A 17,396-nucleotide genomic window follows, 5' to 3' on the forward strand; every position below is an offset into this window, starting at 1 on the left:
TTTGCAGTCGTTTTTTGACATTAAAGCTAAGGTTCGGCAGGCCATGGCAAGTTAGGTTTATCAGCTGTATAAGTCTATCACTAACGGCGGGGCTTGTAGAGCGGCGTATGCCTGTCTGAAAACGTTCAGACAGGCATTAGGCGGGCTTGATTTTAACATTTCTGTATCCATATTGCGGTTAATGAATTTGATGCGGAAAGAATGTTATGACTTCTAATAATTTAACTACCGTGTTGCAGGATAACAGCCGCAACCGCTTTATTTTTGACAATATGCCGGTGCGCGGTTTGCATGTGCGTTTACAGGAAGTTTGGCAGCATATTGTCGGACGCAAAACCTACCCCGAAGCCATCCGCCGAGCATTAGGCGAACTGCTGGCGGCAGGGGTGCTGCTTTCTGCCGACTTGAAAACAGCCGGTACGCTGATTTTGCAAGTACAGGGACAGGGCAGATTGAAAATGCTGGTGGTGGAGGCGACTTCAGACCAAACCTGCCGCGCAACCGCTCGCTGGGACGAGTCGTCCGAAATCGGAGAAGAGGAAACTTTGAGCGGTTTGTTGGGAGAGCAGGGTGTGTTTGTGATTACCCTGCAGCCGAAAGACGGAGAGCCCTGGCAAGGCGTGGTGCCTTTGGAAGGCGGCAGTGTTGCGGAAATGCTTATGGCTTATATGCGCCGTTCCGAACAGCTGGAAACGCACATCACGCTTGCCGCAAACGAAGAGAGTGTGGGCGGTTTATTGCTCCAGCGTTTGCCGGAGCAAGAGCAGGATGAAGATGCCTGGGCACATTTGACCACGATTGCCGATACGGTTACGCCGCAGGAGCTGGTGGATTTGGATGCCCAACATGTGCTTTACCGTTTGTTTCACGAAACGCCGCCGCGCATGTTTGAGCCGGACGCGCTTGAATTTGCCTGCACATGTTCGCGCGGCAAGGTAAGCGACATGTTGCTGTTGCTCGGCGGGCAGGAGGTGGGGCAGATTGTGGCCGAGCAGGGCAGCGTGGAAATCGATTGCGACTTCTGCAATGAGAAATATGTGTTTGATGAAGCAGATATTAATTTATTGTTTGATGCGGATGTGGTTGCTGCTGTGCAGGAAGAGCAGCAGCTTTTGCAGTAAGCGTGTTTGGATAACACAATGCCTGTCTGAAAAATTTTCAGACAGGCATTTGATTATTTGAATGCCGGATAGGCATTATTTTTTCAAAGAGTCGCGGATTTCGCGCAACAACAACACTTCTTCGGAAGGTGCGGCAGGCGCTTCTTCTTCAACAGGTGCTTGTTTTTGCAGTTTGCTCAGGGCGCGGATAACCATGAAAATGGCCGCAGAGATAATCAGGAAGCTGATAACGGTGTTCAGGAATGTGCCGACGTTAAGGGTAACGGCACCGGCGGCTTGTGCTGCAGCCAAAGAAGCATAGCCTTCGGCAGGGGCGTTTGCGCCGTCTTTCAACGTGATAAACAGGTCTGAAAAGTCAACGCCGCCGATCAATAAACCGATAGGCGGCATAATCACATCATCTACCAATGATTTAACGATACCGCTGAATGCGGTACCCACAACCATACCCACGGCCAAATCGACCACATTACCACGCATGATAAACGCTTTAAAATCTTGTGCTAAAGACATTTCTAATTCCTTTAAAGTTAAGTAAAGATTCAAACAGTTTAAGAGGGTTCACATAAAGAAAAGCGATACATCTTAAATACCGGATATAAAATGAGGGCGGCATTTTATGATAAAGATAAGAAATGCGGCCGTTTATTAAATGCATGGTTTGATTTTCCGTTAAGCGGTTCGCTTTACTTAATATAAGAAAGATAAAATCACTTTAAGTTCAGATAAATTTACGGCCCATGTCGATAAACATCGGCCGTTCTCTATTAAATGCTTATGTAATAAGCCATAATGGGTTGATTATACTTCACTTAAAGCATTGATACTGTAGCCGCCGTCAACATAAGTGATTTCGCCGGTAATGCCCGAAGCAAGGTCAGAAAGCAGGAAAGCTGCAGCATTGCCTACTTCTTCAATGGTTACATTGCGGCCAAGCGGGTTTTGTTCGGCAACATGGTTCAGCAGTTTGCCGAAATCGGCAATGCCGGAAGCAGCCAAAGTTTTGATAGGGCCTGCCGAAATGCCGTTACAGCGGATGCCGTCGCGGCCCACGGATGACGCGGTGAAGCGGATGGCTGCTTCCAAGCTGGCTTTGGCCAAGCCCATTACGTTGTAATTCGGGATGGCGCGTACGGCGCCCAAGTAAGAGAGTGCAACCACGGCGGCATTGCGGCCTTTCATCATCGGGCGCGCTGCTTTTACCAGTGCGGGCAGGCTGTATGCAGATACATCGTGTGCCACGTTAAATGCCTCGCGGCTGATGCTTTCCAGAAAATCGCCGTTGAGCGACTCGCGCGGCGCGAAGGCAATGGCGTGTACCAAACCGTCCAAGCCGTCCCATGATTTACCTAAATCAGCAAAAAGCTGTTCGATTTCGGTATCGCTTTGCACGTCGCAACGGAACACCAGCTCTGAGCCCAGTTCGGCAGCCATTTTGCGCACACGGTCTTCCAATTTGTCTACCACATAAGTAAACGCCAGCTCGGCACCTTGGTCGCGGCAGGCTTTGGCGATGCCGTACGCAATCGAGCGCTCGGAAATCATACCGGTGATGAGAATTTTTTTACCTTGTAAGAAACCCATGTTTTTTCCTTAGTTTGTTTCACAGTCGCGATTAAGGGGCATTATAGCGGACTTTGGAAAAACCCTGCAAAGATATATGCTTTATCGATAGCGGCGGTTTCAGGTTACAATGCCTGTTATGGAAACCCCGGTGTTTTGATATGAAGAAACTCTTTGCCGCCGCTTTATGCCTGCTTTCTCCCGCGCTTTATGCCGCACACGGTTTCAGCTTGGGTGCGCCTTTGCTTTATCCGCCCGATTTCAAACATTTCAGTTATGTGAATCCCGATGCACCCAAGGGCGGAACATTGGTGCTGCCTGCATTGGGCGGCTTCGACACATTGAATCCGTTTACGCTGAAGGGTGAAGCGGCATCCGGTATCGGCATATTGACCGTTGACCAACTGATGGTGCAGGGGCAGGACGAGCCTTTTGCGATGTACGGCCTTTTGGCCGAATCGGCGGAGCTTGCGCCGGACGGGCTTTCCGTTATATTCAAACTCAACCCGAAAGCGCGTTTCCATAACGGCGATCCGGTGTTGGCAAAAGATGTGAAAACCTCTTTCGAGCTGCTGACCAAAGACGAAGCGGCGCAACCGATGTACCGCTTATACTGGCCGGACGTTGCAGGAGTGGACGAATTGGATGCGCGCACCGTACGCTTCCGGCTCAAGCAGCGCAATGCCGAGTTGCACCTCACGCTCGGCCAATTGCCCGTGTTTTCCCACAAAAGCTATCCGAAAGGTTTGGCTGCTGCAACAAACACGCCGCCCATCGGTTCCGGCCCTTACAGGCTGGGCAAAAGCGAGAGCGGGCGCAGCATTGAGTTCAAACGCGATAAAGGATATTGGGCGCAGAATCTGCCGGCACGCAAAGGGATGTTCAACTTTGATACCGTGCGTTTTCTCTATTACCGCGACAATGCTGTACGCATAGAGGGCATCAAGGGCGGACGCTATGATTTTACGGAAGAATATACGGCGAGAAACTGGGCGAGAGCCTATCCCGATACGATATTGCAAAAACGTGCTTTGGAAAAACGCGAATGGCCGCACAGCAACACCGCAGGTATGCAGGCTTTTGTGATGAACCAGCGGCGCGGTTTTTTCAAAGACATCCGCGTGCGGCGCGCGCTGGTGTTGAGTTTTGATTTCGAAAGCATTAATCAGCGCCTGTTTTACGGCACTTATACCCGCAGCAACAGCTTTTTTACCAACAGCGAAATGGCGGCAACCGGCAAACCCGAAGGCGCGGAGCTGGAAATTCTGAAACCTTTGAGCGGCAAACTGCCCGAAGCGGTGTTTAAACACGATGTGCCGCAGCCTCCGAAAACCGATATTCAGACAGGTATCCGCCCGAATTTGCTGCAGGCGAGGGCTTTACTGCTGGCTGCCGGCTACCGTTACCGGGACGGTTTGCTGGTCGGCAAAGACGGCAAGCCGGTGCAGATAGAATATCTGGCCAGCCATAAATCATTTGAAAAAACCGCAGTGAAATGGCAGCGGGATTTAGCCAAAATCGGCATTTCGCTGAATATCCGCTTGGCGGATACGGCGCTTTACCAGCGCAGGATCAAAAATTTTGATTACGACATTATCATGACCACCTATGCCAACAGTGAAAGCCCGGGCAACGAGCAGTTTTCATATCACAGCTGCCAAGCCGCGAAAACACCGGGAGAGCGCAACTATGCCGGTTTGTGCGACGAAGCGGTAGAAGCGCTGCTCAAACGCTTCAGCAGCTTCACAAGCCGAGCGGATTTGGTGGCGAGCGCCCGTGCGCTCGACCGGGTGTTGCGCTGGCAATATTTGGTGGTGCCCAACTGGTATTCGGCTAAAAAACGTGTGATCTACCGCAACACGCTCGCCATGCCGGAGCGGCTGCCCAAATATTACGATGCGACCACATGGGCTTTGGAAACTTGGTGGGTTAAAAAATAACCGGTTTAATCAAAATATTATAGTGGATTAGCTTAAAAATAGTACGCTCGTCATACTCGGGTCAAGCCAGGGTATGACGGTATCGTTATTATGTAAGTAGATTGACTATAAGTTTGAAAATGCCTGTCTGAAAACAAGCGATGCAAGCTTTCAGACAGGCATTTGTGTGTTTGGCGGCTAGTGAAATTCTGCAAGCACCGGCGCGTGGTCGCTCGGGCGTTCCCAACCGCGGGCTTCCGTATCCACCGAAACCGCATGCAGGGCATCACGCATTGCAGCGCTGACGAGAATATGGTCGATGCGCAAGCCCTGCTTGCGGCGGAACATGGCGCCGCGGTAATCCCACCAAGTGTACATCACCGCATCGGGGTGGATATGGCGCAGGCTGTCGTGCAAACCTAAATCCAGCAAAGCTTGGAACCAAGTGCGTTCGGCGCTGGAGCAATGGATTTTTTCATGCCATTTTTCAGGGTCATAACAATCCAAATCTGCCGGCGCGATATTGAAATCGCCCAGCAACACCAGCTTTTTATGGCAGGCAAGTTCTTCTTTTACAAAGGTATTTAAAGCGGCAAACCATTCGCGCTTATATTCGAATTTCGGGCTGTCGAGCGCTTCGCCGTTAACGCAGTACACATCAATGATGCGGACGCCGTTAACCGTGGCTGCAATGACGCGTTTTTGCGGATCATCCGGCAGCAAAGGCAGGCAGGTGCTTACTTCAGTGATTTCGTGTTTGCTGATGATGGCCACGCCGTTATAGGTTTTCTGCCCGCTCCAAGCAACATGATAGCCCTGCATCTGAAAAACAGCGGCGGGAAATTGGTCGTGGTCGAGCTTGAGTTCCTGCAAAACCAATATGTCGGGCTGGTGCTGCTGAAGCCATTCCTGCACTTGCGGCAGGCGGACTTTGAGGGAGTTGACGTTCCAAGTGGCGATTTTCATAGCAAACGGATCGGGTTGGTAGGAAAAGTGGGATTGTAGCAAAAAACTAAACCGCCGAACCCATTACCTGGCCGGTTTAACGCAGCAAAGTAACGGTTCGGCGCCGGAAACGGCTTATTGCTTGGCTTCGTGATCCGTTGTGCAATAAACCCGGCACATCGCTTCGAGCAGGTTGAAGATTTCCGGCGAGGTGATGCGGTATTGCAGAATCCGGTGGTAGCGGGTGTAATCGACCACACCTTTTGCACGCAGTTTTGCCAGATGGTTGGATACGGCGGTTTGGTTGATGCCGACCACATTAACGATTTCCGTAACATTGCGTTCGCTCTGCGCCAGCAGACACAAAATCATCAATCTGTGGGGATGGGAAATCAGCTTTAGCAAAGAGGACGCACGCTCGGCATGCTCCATCATTTCGTTAGCGGTTTGTGATGTTATTGTCTTCATGGAAAGTATTTTAGATAGTTATGTAAAGAGCTGCAAGTGCTTTGATATTTAAGGATTTATATCAATATTATGAATATGAATGAAGTTAATTCTTGTTTATAGGTTTATGGAGTTATTCATATTGATTTAACTTTTCTACCAAGGAGTCTTTATAAGAAAAAGCCGGCGGTTAGTGCTTTAAAAAACAAATGCCTGTCTGAAAAATATTTTCAGACAGGCATTTGTTTGGTTGCCGGCTCAATCAGGCTTTCAATGCTTCTTGCAGTTCGCCCGCTTCATACATTTCCATCATGATGTCGGAGCCGCCCAGAAATTCGCCGTTTACATAAAGCTGCGGGATGGTCGGCCAGTTGCTGTATTCTTTGATGCCTTGACGCACTTCGTCGTTTTCCAACACGTTTACCGTTACAAAATCGTTGCAGCCGGCGGCTTGCAGCAATTGCACGGCGCGGGAAGAAAAGCCGCATTGCGGAAATTGTTTGGTGCCTTTCATAAACAGCACAACTCGGTGTGTGGTAACCACTTCTTTAATTTGGTCTTGAATACTCATCTTGATGGATTCCTAAAACAGTTGGTTAATTTCGTTCCAACACGGCGGCGAAAAAGCCGTCGGTTTGGTGTTGTTCCGTGTTCAGGCGCAAGTATACACCTGTATCGAGCGGAATTTTATAGTTACTTAGCAGGCCGGCGCAATCAACCGTATGCCATCCGGGATGGTTATCCAAAAAATGCCGCACCTGCATTTCGTTTTCTTCGGGCAAGATGCTGCAAGTGGCATAAACCAAGCGGCCTTTTGCGCTGACCAGTTTGGCGGCTTCGGCCAAAATAGTGGCTTGCTGCGTTTGCAGCGAAGCTAAAGTTTCGGGCGATTGGCGGTATTTCAAGTCGGGATTGCGGCGCAGAGTGCCCAAGCCGGAGCAGGGGGCATCAACCAATACACGGTCGGCTTTGCCGTAAAGGCGTGCGATACGCGTATCTGCTTCGCTGCTGATGCGCTCGGCATGGATATTGGCAACACCTGCGCGCGTCGAGCGGGGTTTGAGGTTGGCCAGGCGTTTTTCTGCGATGTCGAAAGCGTAGATGCGGCCTTGGTTGGCCATCATGGCGGCGATGGCCAACGTTTTGCCGCCCGCACCGGCGCAGAAGTCCGCCACGATTTCCCCGCGCTTGGCGCCGAGCAACAAAGCCAGCAGCTGGCTGCCTTCGTCCTGGATTTCCAGCGTGCCGTCAAGAAACAGCGGATGCCGGTTCAGCGAGGGTTTGTCTTGAAAGCGGATGCCCCAGGGTGAGAAAGGCGTGGCTTCGGCGGCAAAGCCTTCAGCTTGCAGTTGCGCCAAAACTTTATCCCGCTTGCCTTTTAAGGTGTTCACTCGGATGTCCAGCGGGGCAGGCCGGTTGACGCTGCGTCCGAATTGCAGAATGTCTCCTTCGCTGTAATGTTTCTGCGCGATTTCAACCAACCATTCAGGCAGTTCGGCGGCTGCGTGTAACGCGGTAAAGTGTTCTTTCGAGCCGGTAAACAGGGCTTTCAGGCTCTCGGCTTCTTCCGGCTTTGCCAAGCTTTGAATGAAAGCTGCATCGGCTCCCCGTCCGAATATCAAAGCGGCCAAAGCTGCTTGGCGCGGTTTGTTGCGCGGCTTGGACATGACGGTTTGGATTTTTTGATAGTGGCGCAATGTTGCAAACACCGTTTCGGCGATTTCATGGCGGTCTTGCCTGCCGAGTTTTCTGTGCTCGCGGAAATAAGCTGCGAGTACGGAATCGGCGGGTTGTTTAAATGCTAATATGTCGCTTAAAACGGCGGCTGTGTGGTCGAGTTGTGCAGGTGTCATTGCGGATAATAGGTAATCATGGTTGGGATGTGCGGATTATAGCGGAATAATCCGTGTGATGATTCGGGCGCTTATGATGCCTGTCTGAAAAGCGTGGAATGATAAGTCATACACATTTTATGTGGATAAGTGTGCGGATAAGGCGTGAATAAGCTGAAAAAGGCTTGCCGGGGCAAGCATTGTTTCATTTCTGATTAAAAAGTGTGCAAAATAATTCTTTTTAAATCATGTGGTTATTTATTCGTATTTGATTTGAAAAGACTTTCTGAAAATTAGTCTCAAATAGATGTTTCAGACAGGCATCGGTTGTTTTATGCGGTTTGCAACACCGGAAGGAATGAATGTTTTTAGGATACACGATAGCGCCCTGTTTGCGGTACAATCTCGTGTCTTGAGTAACTTCCAACCATGAAACCGAGCCATGAAAGCCAGCCAATTTTTCATTTCCACATTAAAAGAAGCCCCTGCCGAAGCCGCACTTGCCAGCCACAAATTAATGCTGCGCGCCGGTTTGATCAAAGCCAACGCTTCGGGTTTGTACACATGGATGCCTATGGGTTTGCGCGTGTTGCGCAAAGTTGAAAACATCGTGCGCGAAGAAATGAACCGCGCCGGTGCGGTGGAGTTACTGATGCCTGTGGTGCAGCCTGCCGAGCTGTGGGAAGAAAGCGGCCGTTGGGAATTTTACGGCAAAGAATTGCTGCGCCTGAAAGACCGCCACGAGCGCGATTTCTGCTTGGGCCCCACTTGTGAAGAGGTGATTACCGATATTGTTCGCAAAGAAATCACCAGCTATAAGCAGCTTCCGAAAAATTTCTACCACATCAACACCAAATTCCGCGACGAAGTGCGCCCCCGTTTCGGTGTGATGCGTGCGCGTGAATTTGTGATGAAAGATGCGTATTCTTTCCATGCCGATTACGAATCGCTGGTGCGCGACGGCTACCAGCCGATGTATGACGCTTATTGCCGCATTTTCAACCGTTTGGGCTTGAACTACCGCCCCGTAGCCGCAGATACGGGCAGCATCGGCGGCACCGGCTCGCACGAATTCCAAGTGTTGGCCGAAAGCGGAGAAGACGTGATTGCGTATAGCGACACATCCGATTTCGCTGCCAACGTAGAGCTGGCGCCGACCCTGCGGCAACAGGGCGAACGTGCCCCCGCAACCGAAACGCTCACTAAAGTACACACTCCGGATGTGAAAACCATTGCCGACTTGGTGGCGTTTTTGAGTGTGCCGGTTGAAAAAACGCTCAAATCCATTGTGGTGGAAGGCGAAGAAGAAGGCGAATTGGTGTTGCTGCTGTTGCGCGGCGATCACGAATTCAACGACATCAAAGCCGAAAAACTCACCGGTGTTAAATCTCCTTTAACCATGGCAACGCCCGCAGCGATTCAGACAGGCTTCGGCGCCAACGGCGGCTCGCTCGGACCTGTCGGCTTCAAAGGCAAAGTGTATGCCGATTTTGCGGTTGAAAAACTGGCCGACATCGTAATCGGTGCCAATGAAGACGGCTACCACTACACCGGCTTCAACTTCGGTCGCGACTGCCCCGAACCTGAGTTTGTCGATTTACGCAATGTGGTTGAAGGCGACCCCAGTCCCGACGGAAAAGGCTGCCTGAAGCTGGCGCGCGGTATCGAAGTGGGGCATGTGTTCCAGCTGCGCGACAAATATTCGCAAGCCATGAATGCCGGCTTCCTCGATAACAACGGTAAATCGCAAATTATGGAAATGGGTTGCTACGGTATCGGCGTAACCCGCATTGTTGCCGCTGCCATCGAACAAAACAACGACGAGCGCGGCATCATCTGGACGGATGCGATGGCGCCGTTTGAAGTGGTGGTTGTGCCGATGAATTACAAAAAATCCGATGCCGTGCGCGAAGTTGCCGACAAACTCTATGCCGAGTTGTTGGCAAAAGGCGTGGATGTGCTGTTGGACGACCGCGACGAGCGCGCCGGCGTGCTGCTGAACGATTCCGAGCTTTTGGGCATTCCGCACCGCATTGTCATCGGCGACCGGGGTTTGAAAAAAGGCGTGGTCGAATACGCCAAACGCACCGACAGCGAAGCGCAGAGCGTGGCGGTGGATGCGGTGGTGGAAAAGGTTGCCGCCGGGCTGCAAAAATAAAGCGTAGAAACCGTTTGGACTTGGTTCAAACGGTTTTATTATTGATAGGAGAACACTGTGATTGAAGTGAAAATGGAGCAAAAAGCTGCCGCTGTAAACAATATTTACTGCATCGGCCGCAATTATGTCGACCATATTGCCGAATTGAAAAACGAAACGCCCACTGAACCGGTGGTGTTTATGAAACCGAACAACAGCATTCTGCACAACGGCGGCACCATATGCCTGCCTGAATACAGCGGCTCGGTGCATTATGAATGCGAATTGGTTCTGCTGATCGGCAGAGATTCGGATGGCGTGCAGGGTGATTTAAGCGGCATGGTTGCGGGCTATGGTGTGGGATTGGATTTGACGGCGCGCGACGTGCAAAGCCGTTTAAAAGAAAAGGGGCTGCCGTGGACCAAAGCTAAAGGCTTCCGCGGCGCGGCTTGTGTGTCGGATTTTATCGCGGCGGAAAAGCTGCCGGATGCGCAAGATTGTGTGTTTACTTTCAAAGTGAACGGCGAAACGCGCCAGCGCGGCCAAACTTCGCATATGATTTACCCGATTGCCGCTATTTTGCGGGAATTGGCCGACAGCTACGGCCTGAAAGCGGGCGATGTGGTGTTTACCGGCACGCCTGCTGGCGTAGGCGAGCTGCATTCGGGCGATAAATTGGCATTGGATTTGGCCGGTGTGGTGCAGGCCGAATTTGATGTGGCTTGAGCGGGGTGTCGGCAATGCCTGTCTGAAAAGGTTTCAGATAGGTGTTTTGATGCACGCGTTACGGCAAAAAATTTAAAAATTAGCACGCCCGTCATACTCGGGCTTGACCCGAGTATCTCTATCAGGTTACTCAAAACTCAAGATACTCGGCTCAAGCCCGAGTATGACGAAGATATGACCATGGCCAAAACAAAGTTATTTGCAATATCTTGATAAACAATGCCTGTCTGAAAAAATTTTCAGACAGGCATTTTGCTGATTGGTGCGGATTATGCTTTATCCAGCTCAAATGCTTTGTGCAACACGCGGGTGGCAAGTTCCATGTATTTTTCATCGAGCAACACGGAAACTTTGATTTCGGAAGTGGAGATCATTTGGATGTTGATGCCTTCTTCGGCCAGAGTGCGGAACATTTTTGCCGCTACACCTGCGTGTGAGCGCATGCCTAAGCCGACGATGGAAACTTTGCACACGCCGTCGTCGCCGTCGATTTCGGCAGCGCCCAAGCTTTCTTTCAAGCCGTTCATAAGCTCCAAAGTGGGTTTGTAGTCGCCGCGCGGCACGGTGAACGAGAAATCGGTGGTGCCTTCGTCGCCAACATTCTGAATAATCATGTCGACTTCGATATTGGCATCGGCCACGGTGCCGAGGATTTGGTAGGCAATGCCGGGTTTGTCGGGTACGCCGCGCACGTTGATGCGGGCTTGGTTTTTATCGAATGCAATGCCTTGTACGGCGGCTTTTTCCATGTTTTCGTCCTCTTCAAAGGTGATTAAAGTGCCTTCGCCTCCGTCTTGCAGGCTGCTTAATACGCGCAGGCGTACTTTGTATTTGCCGGCGAATTCCACTGAGCGGATTTGTAGAACTTTCGAGCCCAAGCTTGCAAGCTCCAGCATTTCTTCGAAGGAAATGGTGCTCATGCGGCGCGCTTCGGGCACTACGCGCGGGTCGGTGGTGTATACGCCGTCTACGTCGGTGTAGATTTGGCATTCGTCGGCTTTCAAGGCTGCGGCTAAGGCCACGGCTGAAGTGTCGGAGCCGCCGCGGCCTAAAGTTGAGATGTCGCCGTCGGCGGTTACGCCTTGGAAGCCGGCCACGATAACGACTTTGCCTTGTTTTAGGTCGGCGCAGATGTTTTCGTCATCGATATGGTCGATACGGGCTTTGGTGTGTGCGGAATCGGTTTTCACGGCAACCTGCCAGCCGGTGTAGCTTCTGGCTTCCACGCCGATGTTTTTCAGCGCCATAGCCAAAAGGCCGATGGTTACTTGCTCGCCGGTGGCCAGAATCACATCCAATTCGCGGGGATCGGGAAATTCCTGCATTTCGTGGGCAAGTGCAACCAAGCGGTTGGTTTCGCCGCTCATTGCGGAAACGACAACGACAACATCATGCCCTTCTGCGCGGGCTTTGGCCACGCGCTTTGCTACGTTTTTGATACGGTCGGTAGAGCCCACTGAGGTGCCGCCGTATTTTTGTACGATTAACGCCATTTTGCTGCTTTCTTGATCGGATTTTTTACATGCAACAATTCAGATTATTGCGGTTGGGAAACAACGAAATATTATTACTATTTTTACTTGGAAATTCAAGGTTTACGGCTGATAAATTATTTCGTGTGCGGCAGAGCCGGCAATGCCTGTCTGAAAAGCGCATTGCCGGTTTCAGACAGGCATTCGGAAAAGTTTATCCGGCAACGGATTCCAACGCTTTTTGCTGGTGCGCCAGCAGCTCGGAAATGCCTTTCTGGCCGAGCGCGATGAGCCGGTTGAGCTCTTCGGGGCTGAAAGGCGCGCCTTCAGCCGTGCCCTGGATTTCGATGATTTTGCCTGATGCGGTCATCACGATATTGACATCGCTGTCGCAGCCGGAGTCTTCGGGATAGTCCAAATCCAGCAGCGGCACGCCGCCGACCACACCCACGGAAACGGCGGCTACGGCTTCGCGGATCGGGTTCTGTATCAACATGCCTGAATCCAGCAGCTTGTTGACTGCCAGCTGCAATGCGACAAATGCACCGGTAATCGAAGCGGTTCGCGTGCCGCCGTCGGCCTGAATCACGTCGCAGTCAATCAGAATTTGGCGTTCGCCCAGCTTTTCCAACTCGACAACGGCGCGCAGCGAGCGGCCGATCAAACGTTGGATTTCCTGAGTGCGCCCGCTTTGCTTGCCAGCAGCGGCTTCGCGGCGCATACGGGTGGCGGTGGAGGCGGGCAGCATGCCGTATTCTGCCGTTACCCAGCCTTGGTCTTGGCCGCGCAGAAAAGGCGGCAGGCTTTCGTCGATCGAGGCGGTGCAGATCACTTTGGTGTTGCCGAATTCAATCAGGCAGGAGCCGTCCGCATGGGGGAGGAAGTGGGGCGTGACGGTGATGTTGCGCAGGGCATCGGCAGGGCGGGCGGTGCGGGTATAGTTGGCTGACATGGATTTTCCTTAAAATTTATTCGCGGTGGATTATATCATGCGGGCTTATGGTATATTGGAAAGCGATTTCACTCACTATATTTAATCTCGGATTTAATCTCGGAGTAAAACACCATGACGATTCACAGTATGACCGGCTTTGCCAATGCGGTGGGCGAGTGCGGCGGCAAACGCATCAATTTGGAAATCCGCGCGGTAAACCACAGGTATTTGGATGTGCAGTTTAAAATGCCTGACGATTTGCGCTATCTGGAAAGCACTTTGCGCGAAAAAGTGGCGCAATATGCAGTGCGCGGCAAAGTGGAATGCCGCATCCAGGTGCAGCCTTTGGAAAACGGGGAAGTCGAGCTGAATGTGAATGAAGCGCTGGTTGGCGAATTGGCCGCTTTAAACGAAAAGTGGCGCAAAAAATATGAAGGTTTGGGCAAGCTCACGGTGGCCGATATTTTGAAATTTCAGGGCGTGCTGGTGAGCCAGGCGGCGGATGAGGAAGCGTTTGCCAAAATCGTGCAGGATTTGCTGGTGCAGGCGCTGGAGGAGTTTTCGGAAACGCGCCGCCGCGAAGGCGTGAAGCTGCAAGAGCATATTGTTACCAGGCTGGAGGGCATGGCTGAAATTGTGGACGCTTTGGCAGAATTGTTCCCGCATTTGTTGCAGGCTTATATGGAAAAAATCCGTGCGCGGTTGGCTGAGGCGGTGGAAAATATCGATGAAGACCGCCTCAAGCAGGAATTTACGCTTTATCTGCAAAAGGCCGACGTAGATGAAGAATTCAGCCGCCTGCGTACGCATATCGCCGAAGTCAAACGCATTGTTACTACCCAGAAAGGCAGCGTCGGCAAGCGTTTGGATTTTCTCATGCAGGAACTGAACCGGGAAGCCAACACGTTGGGCAGCAAAGCGATTTCGGCAGAATGCACGCAGGCCTCGGTTGAGTTGAAAGTGTTGATTGAGCAGATGCGAGAACAGGTTCAGAATATTGAATAGACGGCATTTCAGACAGGCATTTAATAACCTGTGCCTGTCTGAAATGTATGCAGCCGGTATAGCGCTGTAACCGCAAGCAAAGGAGGCAGTTATGTATAAATGGGATGAGCACTACGATACGGAAGAATTTGTGTTCGGAACCGAACCGAATGATTTTATTCTGGAAATTCTGCACCACTTGCCCAAACAGGGTAGGGCGCTTGACTTGGCTACGGGAGAGGGGCGCAACGGTGTGTTTCTTGCGCAGCACGGCTTGGAAGTGCTCGGGGTGGATTTGTCGGAAGTCGGGCTGAGAAAAGCACAAAAATTGGCTGAATCAAAAGGCGTCCGTTTTGCCACGCAGCAAGCCGATTTGGCCGAATTTGATTTTCCGCAGGAGCATTACGCTGTTATCACCAATATTTTCTGCCATTTTGCCGAACCGAAGCGGAGCGAAGTGTACCGCCGGGTGATTGATGCGCTTGAACCCGGTGGTTTGTTTGCCGGTGTGTTTTATCATCCTGAGCAGATTATGTTCGGCACGGGAGGTCCTGGTGATCCGGCCATGCTGGGCACGTTGCGCGATATGGTGGACGTGTTCGGCGGGCTGGAATGGATTGTAGCGGAGCATGTGCGCAGGGAAGTGTTTGAAGGATCGCGCCATACGGGGCAAAGCTCGCTAATCCGGCTTTTGGGCAGAAAGCCGCTTTGAAAAACGGCGTATGCCTGTCTGAAAACACGGTTATTGATAAGATGAGAAAGCTTGTGTTAAGATGCTGCGCATGAATACGCAAAACTTCTTTTGGCGCAATTGGCAACTGCATTTCGGTGCGGCGCATGATTGCGCGGTTTGCTGAAGCAAATCCGGCGTACGAATCTGAAACCGCTCCGTCTATACCGGGCGGTTTTTTTGTATCTAAAATTTATCAACTTAAGTTCATATTGAATACAGGAGAAAATCATGGCGCACGAACAGCTCAATCCGCTGGTTTTGCCCGATGCAGACGGCAATTTCGGCAAACACGGCGGCAAAATCGGCCATCCGAAGCTCGCAGCGGCTTTGGCGGAAATCGAAGCCGGCTTCCGCAGCATCATCGGCGACGCGGCGTTTGTTGAAGAAATGAAACGCCTGCAAGCTACTTATATCGGCCGCCCCAGCCCGATTTACCATGCGCAAACCCTATCCAAACGCGGCGCGCAGATTTATCTGAAGCGCGAAGATTTAAACCACACCGGTGCCCACAAAATCAACCACTGCATAGGCGAAGTTTTGCTGGCGAAAAAGCTGGGCAAAAAGAAAGTGATTGCTGAAACCGGTGCTGGGCAGCACGGTGTGGCGTTGGCAACGGCAGCGGCTTTGCTCGGTTTGGAATGTGAAATCCATATGGGTGTGGTGGACATTCAAAAAGAGCATCCGAATGTGTCGCGCATGAAAATCCTCGGGGCGAAACTCGTGCCGGTGTCGGCAGGTGCGGGCACTTTGAAAGAAGCGGTTGACAGTGCATTTGAAGCCTATATGAGCCAATTCGACGGCAGCATGTTTGCGATTGGTTCTGTTGTCGGCCCGGCGCCTTATCCTGAAATGGTGTCTTATTTTCAAAGCATTATCGGCCATGAAGCACGCGAGCAGTTCCAAAGCCAATATGGCGGTTTGCCGGATGAAGTGGTTGCCTGCGTGGGCGGCGGTTCAAACGCATTGGGTTTGTTTAATGCATTCATTAATGACGAATCAGTAGATTTGGTCGGCGTGGAGCCTGCCGGGGAAGGTTTGGATAAGCCGGGGCGGCACGCTGCAACCATGACTTTAGGCAAGTTCGGCAATATCCAAGGCTTTAATTGCTATTACCTGCAAGAGGCAGACGGCACGCCGGCAGCCGTGCACTCGATTGCATCGGGGCTTGACTACCCGGGCATAGGCCCCCAGCACTGCCATTTGAAAGACCTTGGACGGGGAAGATATGAAACGGTTACCGATAAAGAAGCGCTGGATGCGTTTTTGGCTTTGTCGCGTGAAGAAGGCATTATTCCGGCGCTGGAATCTTCCCATGCTGTTGCGTATGCTTTGCGCCGAGCTAAAGAATTGGATGGCAATAGGCGCCTGTTGGTAAATCTGTCGGGCAGAGGTGATAAAGACATTGACTATGTATTGAGCAAGATTGATGTTTAACGGTTGACGGCTGTAGAAAGGCAAATGCCTGTCTGAAAAAGTTTTCAGACAGGCATTTTGTCGTGAATTATTTAAAATCTGATTAATCTTCCGTATTTTCACGCCACAAAACCAGCAGTTTGCCGATATGCTGAACAAGTTGGGCATCTACTGCCCCGCATAAAGCTTCGCAAATGGCGATGCGTTCCTGACGGTCGTCGCCCAAAACGCGTACTTTGATTAATTCGTGTGCTTTCAATGCAGCATCGGTTTCTTTGATAACCGATTCGGTTAAGCCGTGTTGGCCGATCATCACAACGGGGTTTAATGAGTGGGCGCGGGCTTTGAGCTCCGCAATTTCGCGGGGAGTGAGTTTTTCTGACATGGAACCAAATGAAATATATACAGATAAATTCGCTATTCTACGCCAGTTCCGCTAAAAAATCACATATAATACGCGGTTGGTTTTCCGCAAAGAAAGTAATCGGATGGCAGTGCGCTCCAAATCCTCCAAAGCCTGGTTGAACGAGCATGTAAACGATCATTATGTGCATAAAGCGCAGAAAGACGGTTACCGCGCGCGCGCGGCTTACAAGCTTTTGGAAATCAATGAAAAAGACAAGCTGATTAAACAGGGCACGGTTTTGGCCGATTTGGGCAGCGCTCCGGGAAGCTGGTCGCAAGTGGCTGCCAAGCTGGCGGGTTCGGGCGGTGCGGTTTTTGCGCTGGACATATTGCCGATGGAGCCCGTGGAAGGCGTGTCTTTCATTCAGGGCGACTTCCGTGAGGAGGGTGTGCTGCAAGAGTTTGAATCTTTGCTGGGCGGACGGCCCTTAGACCTTGTAATTTGCGATATGGCACCCAATATGAGCGGCAATTCGGTAACGGATCAGGCACGCAGCTATTATCTTTGCGAACTGGCTTTGGATTTTGCCCGAAACCACTTGAAAACAGGAGGTTGTTTCTTGGTAAAGGTGTTTCAGGGTGCGGGCTACCAAGAGTTTACGGCACAAATGAGAGAGGTGTTTCAAAGTGTGCAGGTACGCAAGCCCGATGCTTCACGCAATCGCTCCAGTGAGATTTATCTATTAGGGAAAAATAAACGCTGACAATAGAGTGTGTCTGAATTACAATCCGTTTTTATTTAATTTTTTATGTATGGGAGCCTGT

General features: G+C 51.3%; 17 protein-coding genes. 8 read left to right on the top strand and 9 right to left on the bottom strand.

Annotated elements, in window-relative coordinates:
* The first annotated feature begins 206 nt into the window (after positions 1-206).
* A complete protein-coding gene (gene hslO, locus EL143_RS07120; protein WP_085415615.1) occupies positions 207-1,121 on the top strand; it encodes an Hsp33 family molecular chaperone HslO in 915 nt (304 codons plus the stop codon).
* Positions 1,122-1,196: 75 nt separating this feature from the next.
* On the opposite strand, the gene mscL is transcribed toward hslO, so the two are convergent.
* Together mscL and fabI are read right to left on the bottom strand one after the other, a co-directional pair.
* Positions 1,197-1,634, bottom strand: a complete 438-nt coding sequence (gene mscL / locus EL143_RS07125; RefSeq protein WP_085415614.1) for a large-conductance mechanosensitive channel protein MscL — start codon at positions 1,632-1,634, stop codon at positions 1,197-1,199.
* Positions 1,635-1,922: 288 nt separating this feature from the next.
* On the bottom strand, positions 1,923-2,705 hold the full coding sequence (gene fabI / locus EL143_RS07130; protein WP_085415613.1) for an enoyl-ACP reductase FabI: 783 nt from the start codon (positions 2,703-2,705) through the stop codon (positions 1,923-1,925).
* Between the two features lie 140 nt (positions 2,706-2,845).
* Here fabI and EL143_RS07135 point away from each other — a divergent pair, with 140 nt between their 5' ends.
* Entirely contained in the window at positions 2,846-4,624 is a 1,779-nt protein-coding gene (locus EL143_RS07135; protein ID WP_085415612.1) for an extracellular solute-binding protein, read from the top strand.
* 177 nt (positions 4,625-4,801) lie between these two features.
* On the opposite strand, the gene xth is transcribed toward EL143_RS07135, so the two are convergent.
* The 4 genes from xth to EL143_RS07155 all read right to left on the bottom strand — a co-directional run bounded on the left by xth (position 4,802) and on the right by EL143_RS07155 (position 7,848).
* Complete coding sequence (gene xth / locus EL143_RS07140; protein ID WP_085415611.1) at positions 4,802-5,569, bottom strand: exodeoxyribonuclease III; 768 nt, start codon at positions 5,567-5,569, stop codon at positions 4,802-4,804.
* A 114-nt stretch (positions 5,570-5,683) separates the two neighbouring features.
* Positions 5,684-6,016 carry an ArsR/SmtB family transcription factor gene (locus EL143_RS07145; protein WP_308021712.1) on the bottom strand — a complete coding sequence of 111 codons (333 nt, stop codon included), beginning with the start codon at positions 6,014-6,016 and terminating at the stop codon, positions 5,684-5,686.
* Between the two features lie 241 nt (positions 6,017-6,257).
* On the bottom strand, positions 6,258-6,566 hold the full coding sequence (grxD, locus tag EL143_RS07150; RefSeq protein ID WP_085415610.1) for a Grx4 family monothiol glutaredoxin: 309 nt from the start codon (positions 6,564-6,566) through the stop codon (positions 6,258-6,260).
* Positions 6,567-6,591: 25 nt separating this feature from the next.
* Positions 6,592-7,848 (bottom strand): RsmB/NOP family class I SAM-dependent RNA methyltransferase, encoded by a 1,257-nt coding sequence (locus tag EL143_RS07155; RefSeq protein WP_085415609.1) that lies wholly within the window; start codon positions 7,846-7,848, stop codon positions 6,592-6,594.
* A gap of 421 nt (positions 7,849-8,269) precedes the next feature.
* Between EL143_RS07155 and EL143_RS07160 the strand changes: the two genes are divergently transcribed.
* On the top strand, positions 8,270-9,985 hold the full coding sequence (locus EL143_RS07160) for a proline--tRNA ligase (RefSeq protein WP_085415608.1): 1,716 nt from the start codon (positions 8,270-8,272) through the stop codon (positions 9,983-9,985).
* Positions 9,986-10,042: 57 nt separating this feature from the next.
* Positions 10,043-10,690: a fumarylacetoacetate hydrolase family protein gene (locus EL143_RS07165; protein WP_085415607.1), complete on the top strand. Its 648-nt coding sequence runs from the start codon at positions 10,043-10,045 to the stop codon at positions 10,688-10,690.
* 269 nt (positions 10,691-10,959) lie between these two features.
* On the opposite strand, the gene EL143_RS07170 is transcribed toward EL143_RS07165, so the two are convergent.
* Together EL143_RS07170 and rph are read right to left on the bottom strand one after the other, a co-directional pair.
* Positions 10,960-12,183, bottom strand: a complete 1,224-nt coding sequence (locus EL143_RS07170) for an aspartate kinase (protein WP_085415606.1) — start codon at positions 12,181-12,183, stop codon at positions 10,960-10,962.
* A gap of 193 nt (positions 12,184-12,376) precedes the next feature.
* Positions 12,377-13,114, bottom strand: a complete 738-nt coding sequence (rph, locus tag EL143_RS07175) for a ribonuclease PH (RefSeq protein WP_085415605.1) — start codon at positions 13,112-13,114, stop codon at positions 12,377-12,379.
* 114 nt (positions 13,115-13,228) lie between these two features.
* On the opposite strand from rph, the gene EL143_RS07180 reads away from it, so the two are divergent.
* The 3 genes from EL143_RS07180 (at position 13,229) to trpB (ending at position 16,247) form a co-directional block, all read left to right on the top strand.
* Positions 13,229-14,101 (top strand): YicC/YloC family endoribonuclease, encoded by an 873-nt coding sequence (locus EL143_RS07180; protein WP_085415604.1) that lies wholly within the window; start codon positions 13,229-13,231, stop codon positions 14,099-14,101.
* Positions 14,102-14,192: 91 nt separating this feature from the next.
* The gene (locus tag EL143_RS07185) at positions 14,193-14,792 is read left to right on the top strand and encodes a class I SAM-dependent methyltransferase (RefSeq protein WP_085415603.1); all 600 of its coding nucleotides are present in this window, start codon (positions 14,193-14,195) and stop codon (positions 14,790-14,792) included.
* Positions 14,793-15,041: 249 nt separating this feature from the next.
* Positions 15,042-16,247, top strand: a complete 1,206-nt coding sequence (trpB, locus tag EL143_RS07190) for a tryptophan synthase subunit beta (protein ID WP_085415602.1) — start codon at positions 15,042-15,044, stop codon at positions 16,245-16,247.
* A gap of 82 nt (positions 16,248-16,329) precedes the next feature.
* On the opposite strand, the gene yhbY is transcribed toward trpB, so the two are convergent.
* A complete protein-coding gene (yhbY, locus tag EL143_RS07195; RefSeq protein WP_009116217.1) occupies positions 16,330-16,611 on the bottom strand; it encodes a ribosome assembly RNA-binding protein YhbY in 282 nt (93 codons plus the stop codon).
* Between the two features lie 103 nt (positions 16,612-16,714).
* Between yhbY and EL143_RS07200 the strand changes: the two genes are divergently transcribed.
* On the top strand, positions 16,715-17,335 hold the full coding sequence (locus tag EL143_RS07200; protein WP_085415601.1) for an RlmE family RNA methyltransferase: 621 nt from the start codon (positions 16,715-16,717) through the stop codon (positions 17,333-17,335).
* The last annotated feature ends 61 nt before the right edge of the window (positions 17,336-17,396 follow it).

Origin of the sequence: Neisseria canis, assembly GCF_900636765.1 — a bacterium.
Taxonomy (GTDB): domain Bacteria; phylum Pseudomonadota; class Gammaproteobacteria; order Burkholderiales; family Neisseriaceae; genus Neisseria; species Neisseria canis.

Excerpts from the sequence above, each read along its gene's own strand:
- hslO (WP_085415615.1), top strand. The coding sequence starts at position 207 with ATGACTTCTAATAATTTAACTACCGTGTTGCAGGATAACAGCCGCAAC.
- mscL (WP_085415614.1), bottom strand. The coding sequence starts at position 1,634 with ATGTCTTTAGCACAAGATTTTAAAGCGTTTATCATGCGTGGTAATGTG.
- fabI (WP_085415613.1), bottom strand. The coding sequence starts at position 2,705 with ATGGGTTTCTTACAAGGTAAAAAAATTCTCATCACCGGTATGATTTCC.
- EL143_RS07135 (WP_085415612.1), top strand. The coding sequence starts at position 2,846 with ATGAAGAAACTCTTTGCCGCCGCTTTATGCCTGCTTTCTCCCGCGCTT.
- xth (WP_085415611.1), bottom strand. The coding sequence starts at position 5,569 with ATGAAAATCGCCACTTGGAACGTCAACTCCCTCAAAGTCCGCCTGCCG.
- EL143_RS07145 (WP_308021712.1), bottom strand. The coding sequence starts at position 6,016 with ATGAAGACAATAACATCACAAACCGCTAACGAAATGATGGAGCATGCC.
- grxD (WP_085415610.1), bottom strand. The coding sequence starts at position 6,566 with ATGAGTATTCAAGACCAAATTAAAGAAGTGGTTACCACACACCGAGTT.
- EL143_RS07155 (WP_085415609.1), bottom strand. The coding sequence starts at position 7,848 with ATGACACCTGCACAACTCGACCACACAGCCGCCGTTTTAAGCGACATA.
- EL143_RS07160 (WP_085415608.1), top strand. The coding sequence starts at position 8,270 with ATGAAAGCCAGCCAATTTTTCATTTCCACATTAAAAGAAGCCCCTGCC.
- EL143_RS07170 (WP_085415606.1), bottom strand. The coding sequence starts at position 12,183 with ATGGCGTTAATCGTACAAAAATACGGCGGCACCTCAGTGGGCTCTACC.
- rph (WP_085415605.1), bottom strand. The coding sequence starts at position 13,114 with ATGTCAGCCAACTATACCCGCACCGCCCGCCCTGCCGATGCCCTGCGC.
- EL143_RS07180 (WP_085415604.1), top strand. The coding sequence starts at position 13,229 with ATGACGATTCACAGTATGACCGGCTTTGCCAATGCGGTGGGCGAGTGC.
- EL143_RS07185 (WP_085415603.1), top strand. The coding sequence starts at position 14,193 with ATGTATAAATGGGATGAGCACTACGATACGGAAGAATTTGTGTTCGGA.
- trpB (WP_085415602.1), top strand. The coding sequence starts at position 15,042 with ATGGCGCACGAACAGCTCAATCCGCTGGTTTTGCCCGATGCAGACGGC.
- yhbY (WP_009116217.1), bottom strand. The coding sequence starts at position 16,611 with ATGTCAGAAAAACTCACTCCCCGCGAAATTGCGGAGCTCAAAGCCCGC.
- EL143_RS07200 (WP_085415601.1), top strand. The coding sequence starts at position 16,715 with ATGGCAGTGCGCTCCAAATCCTCCAAAGCCTGGTTGAACGAGCATGTA.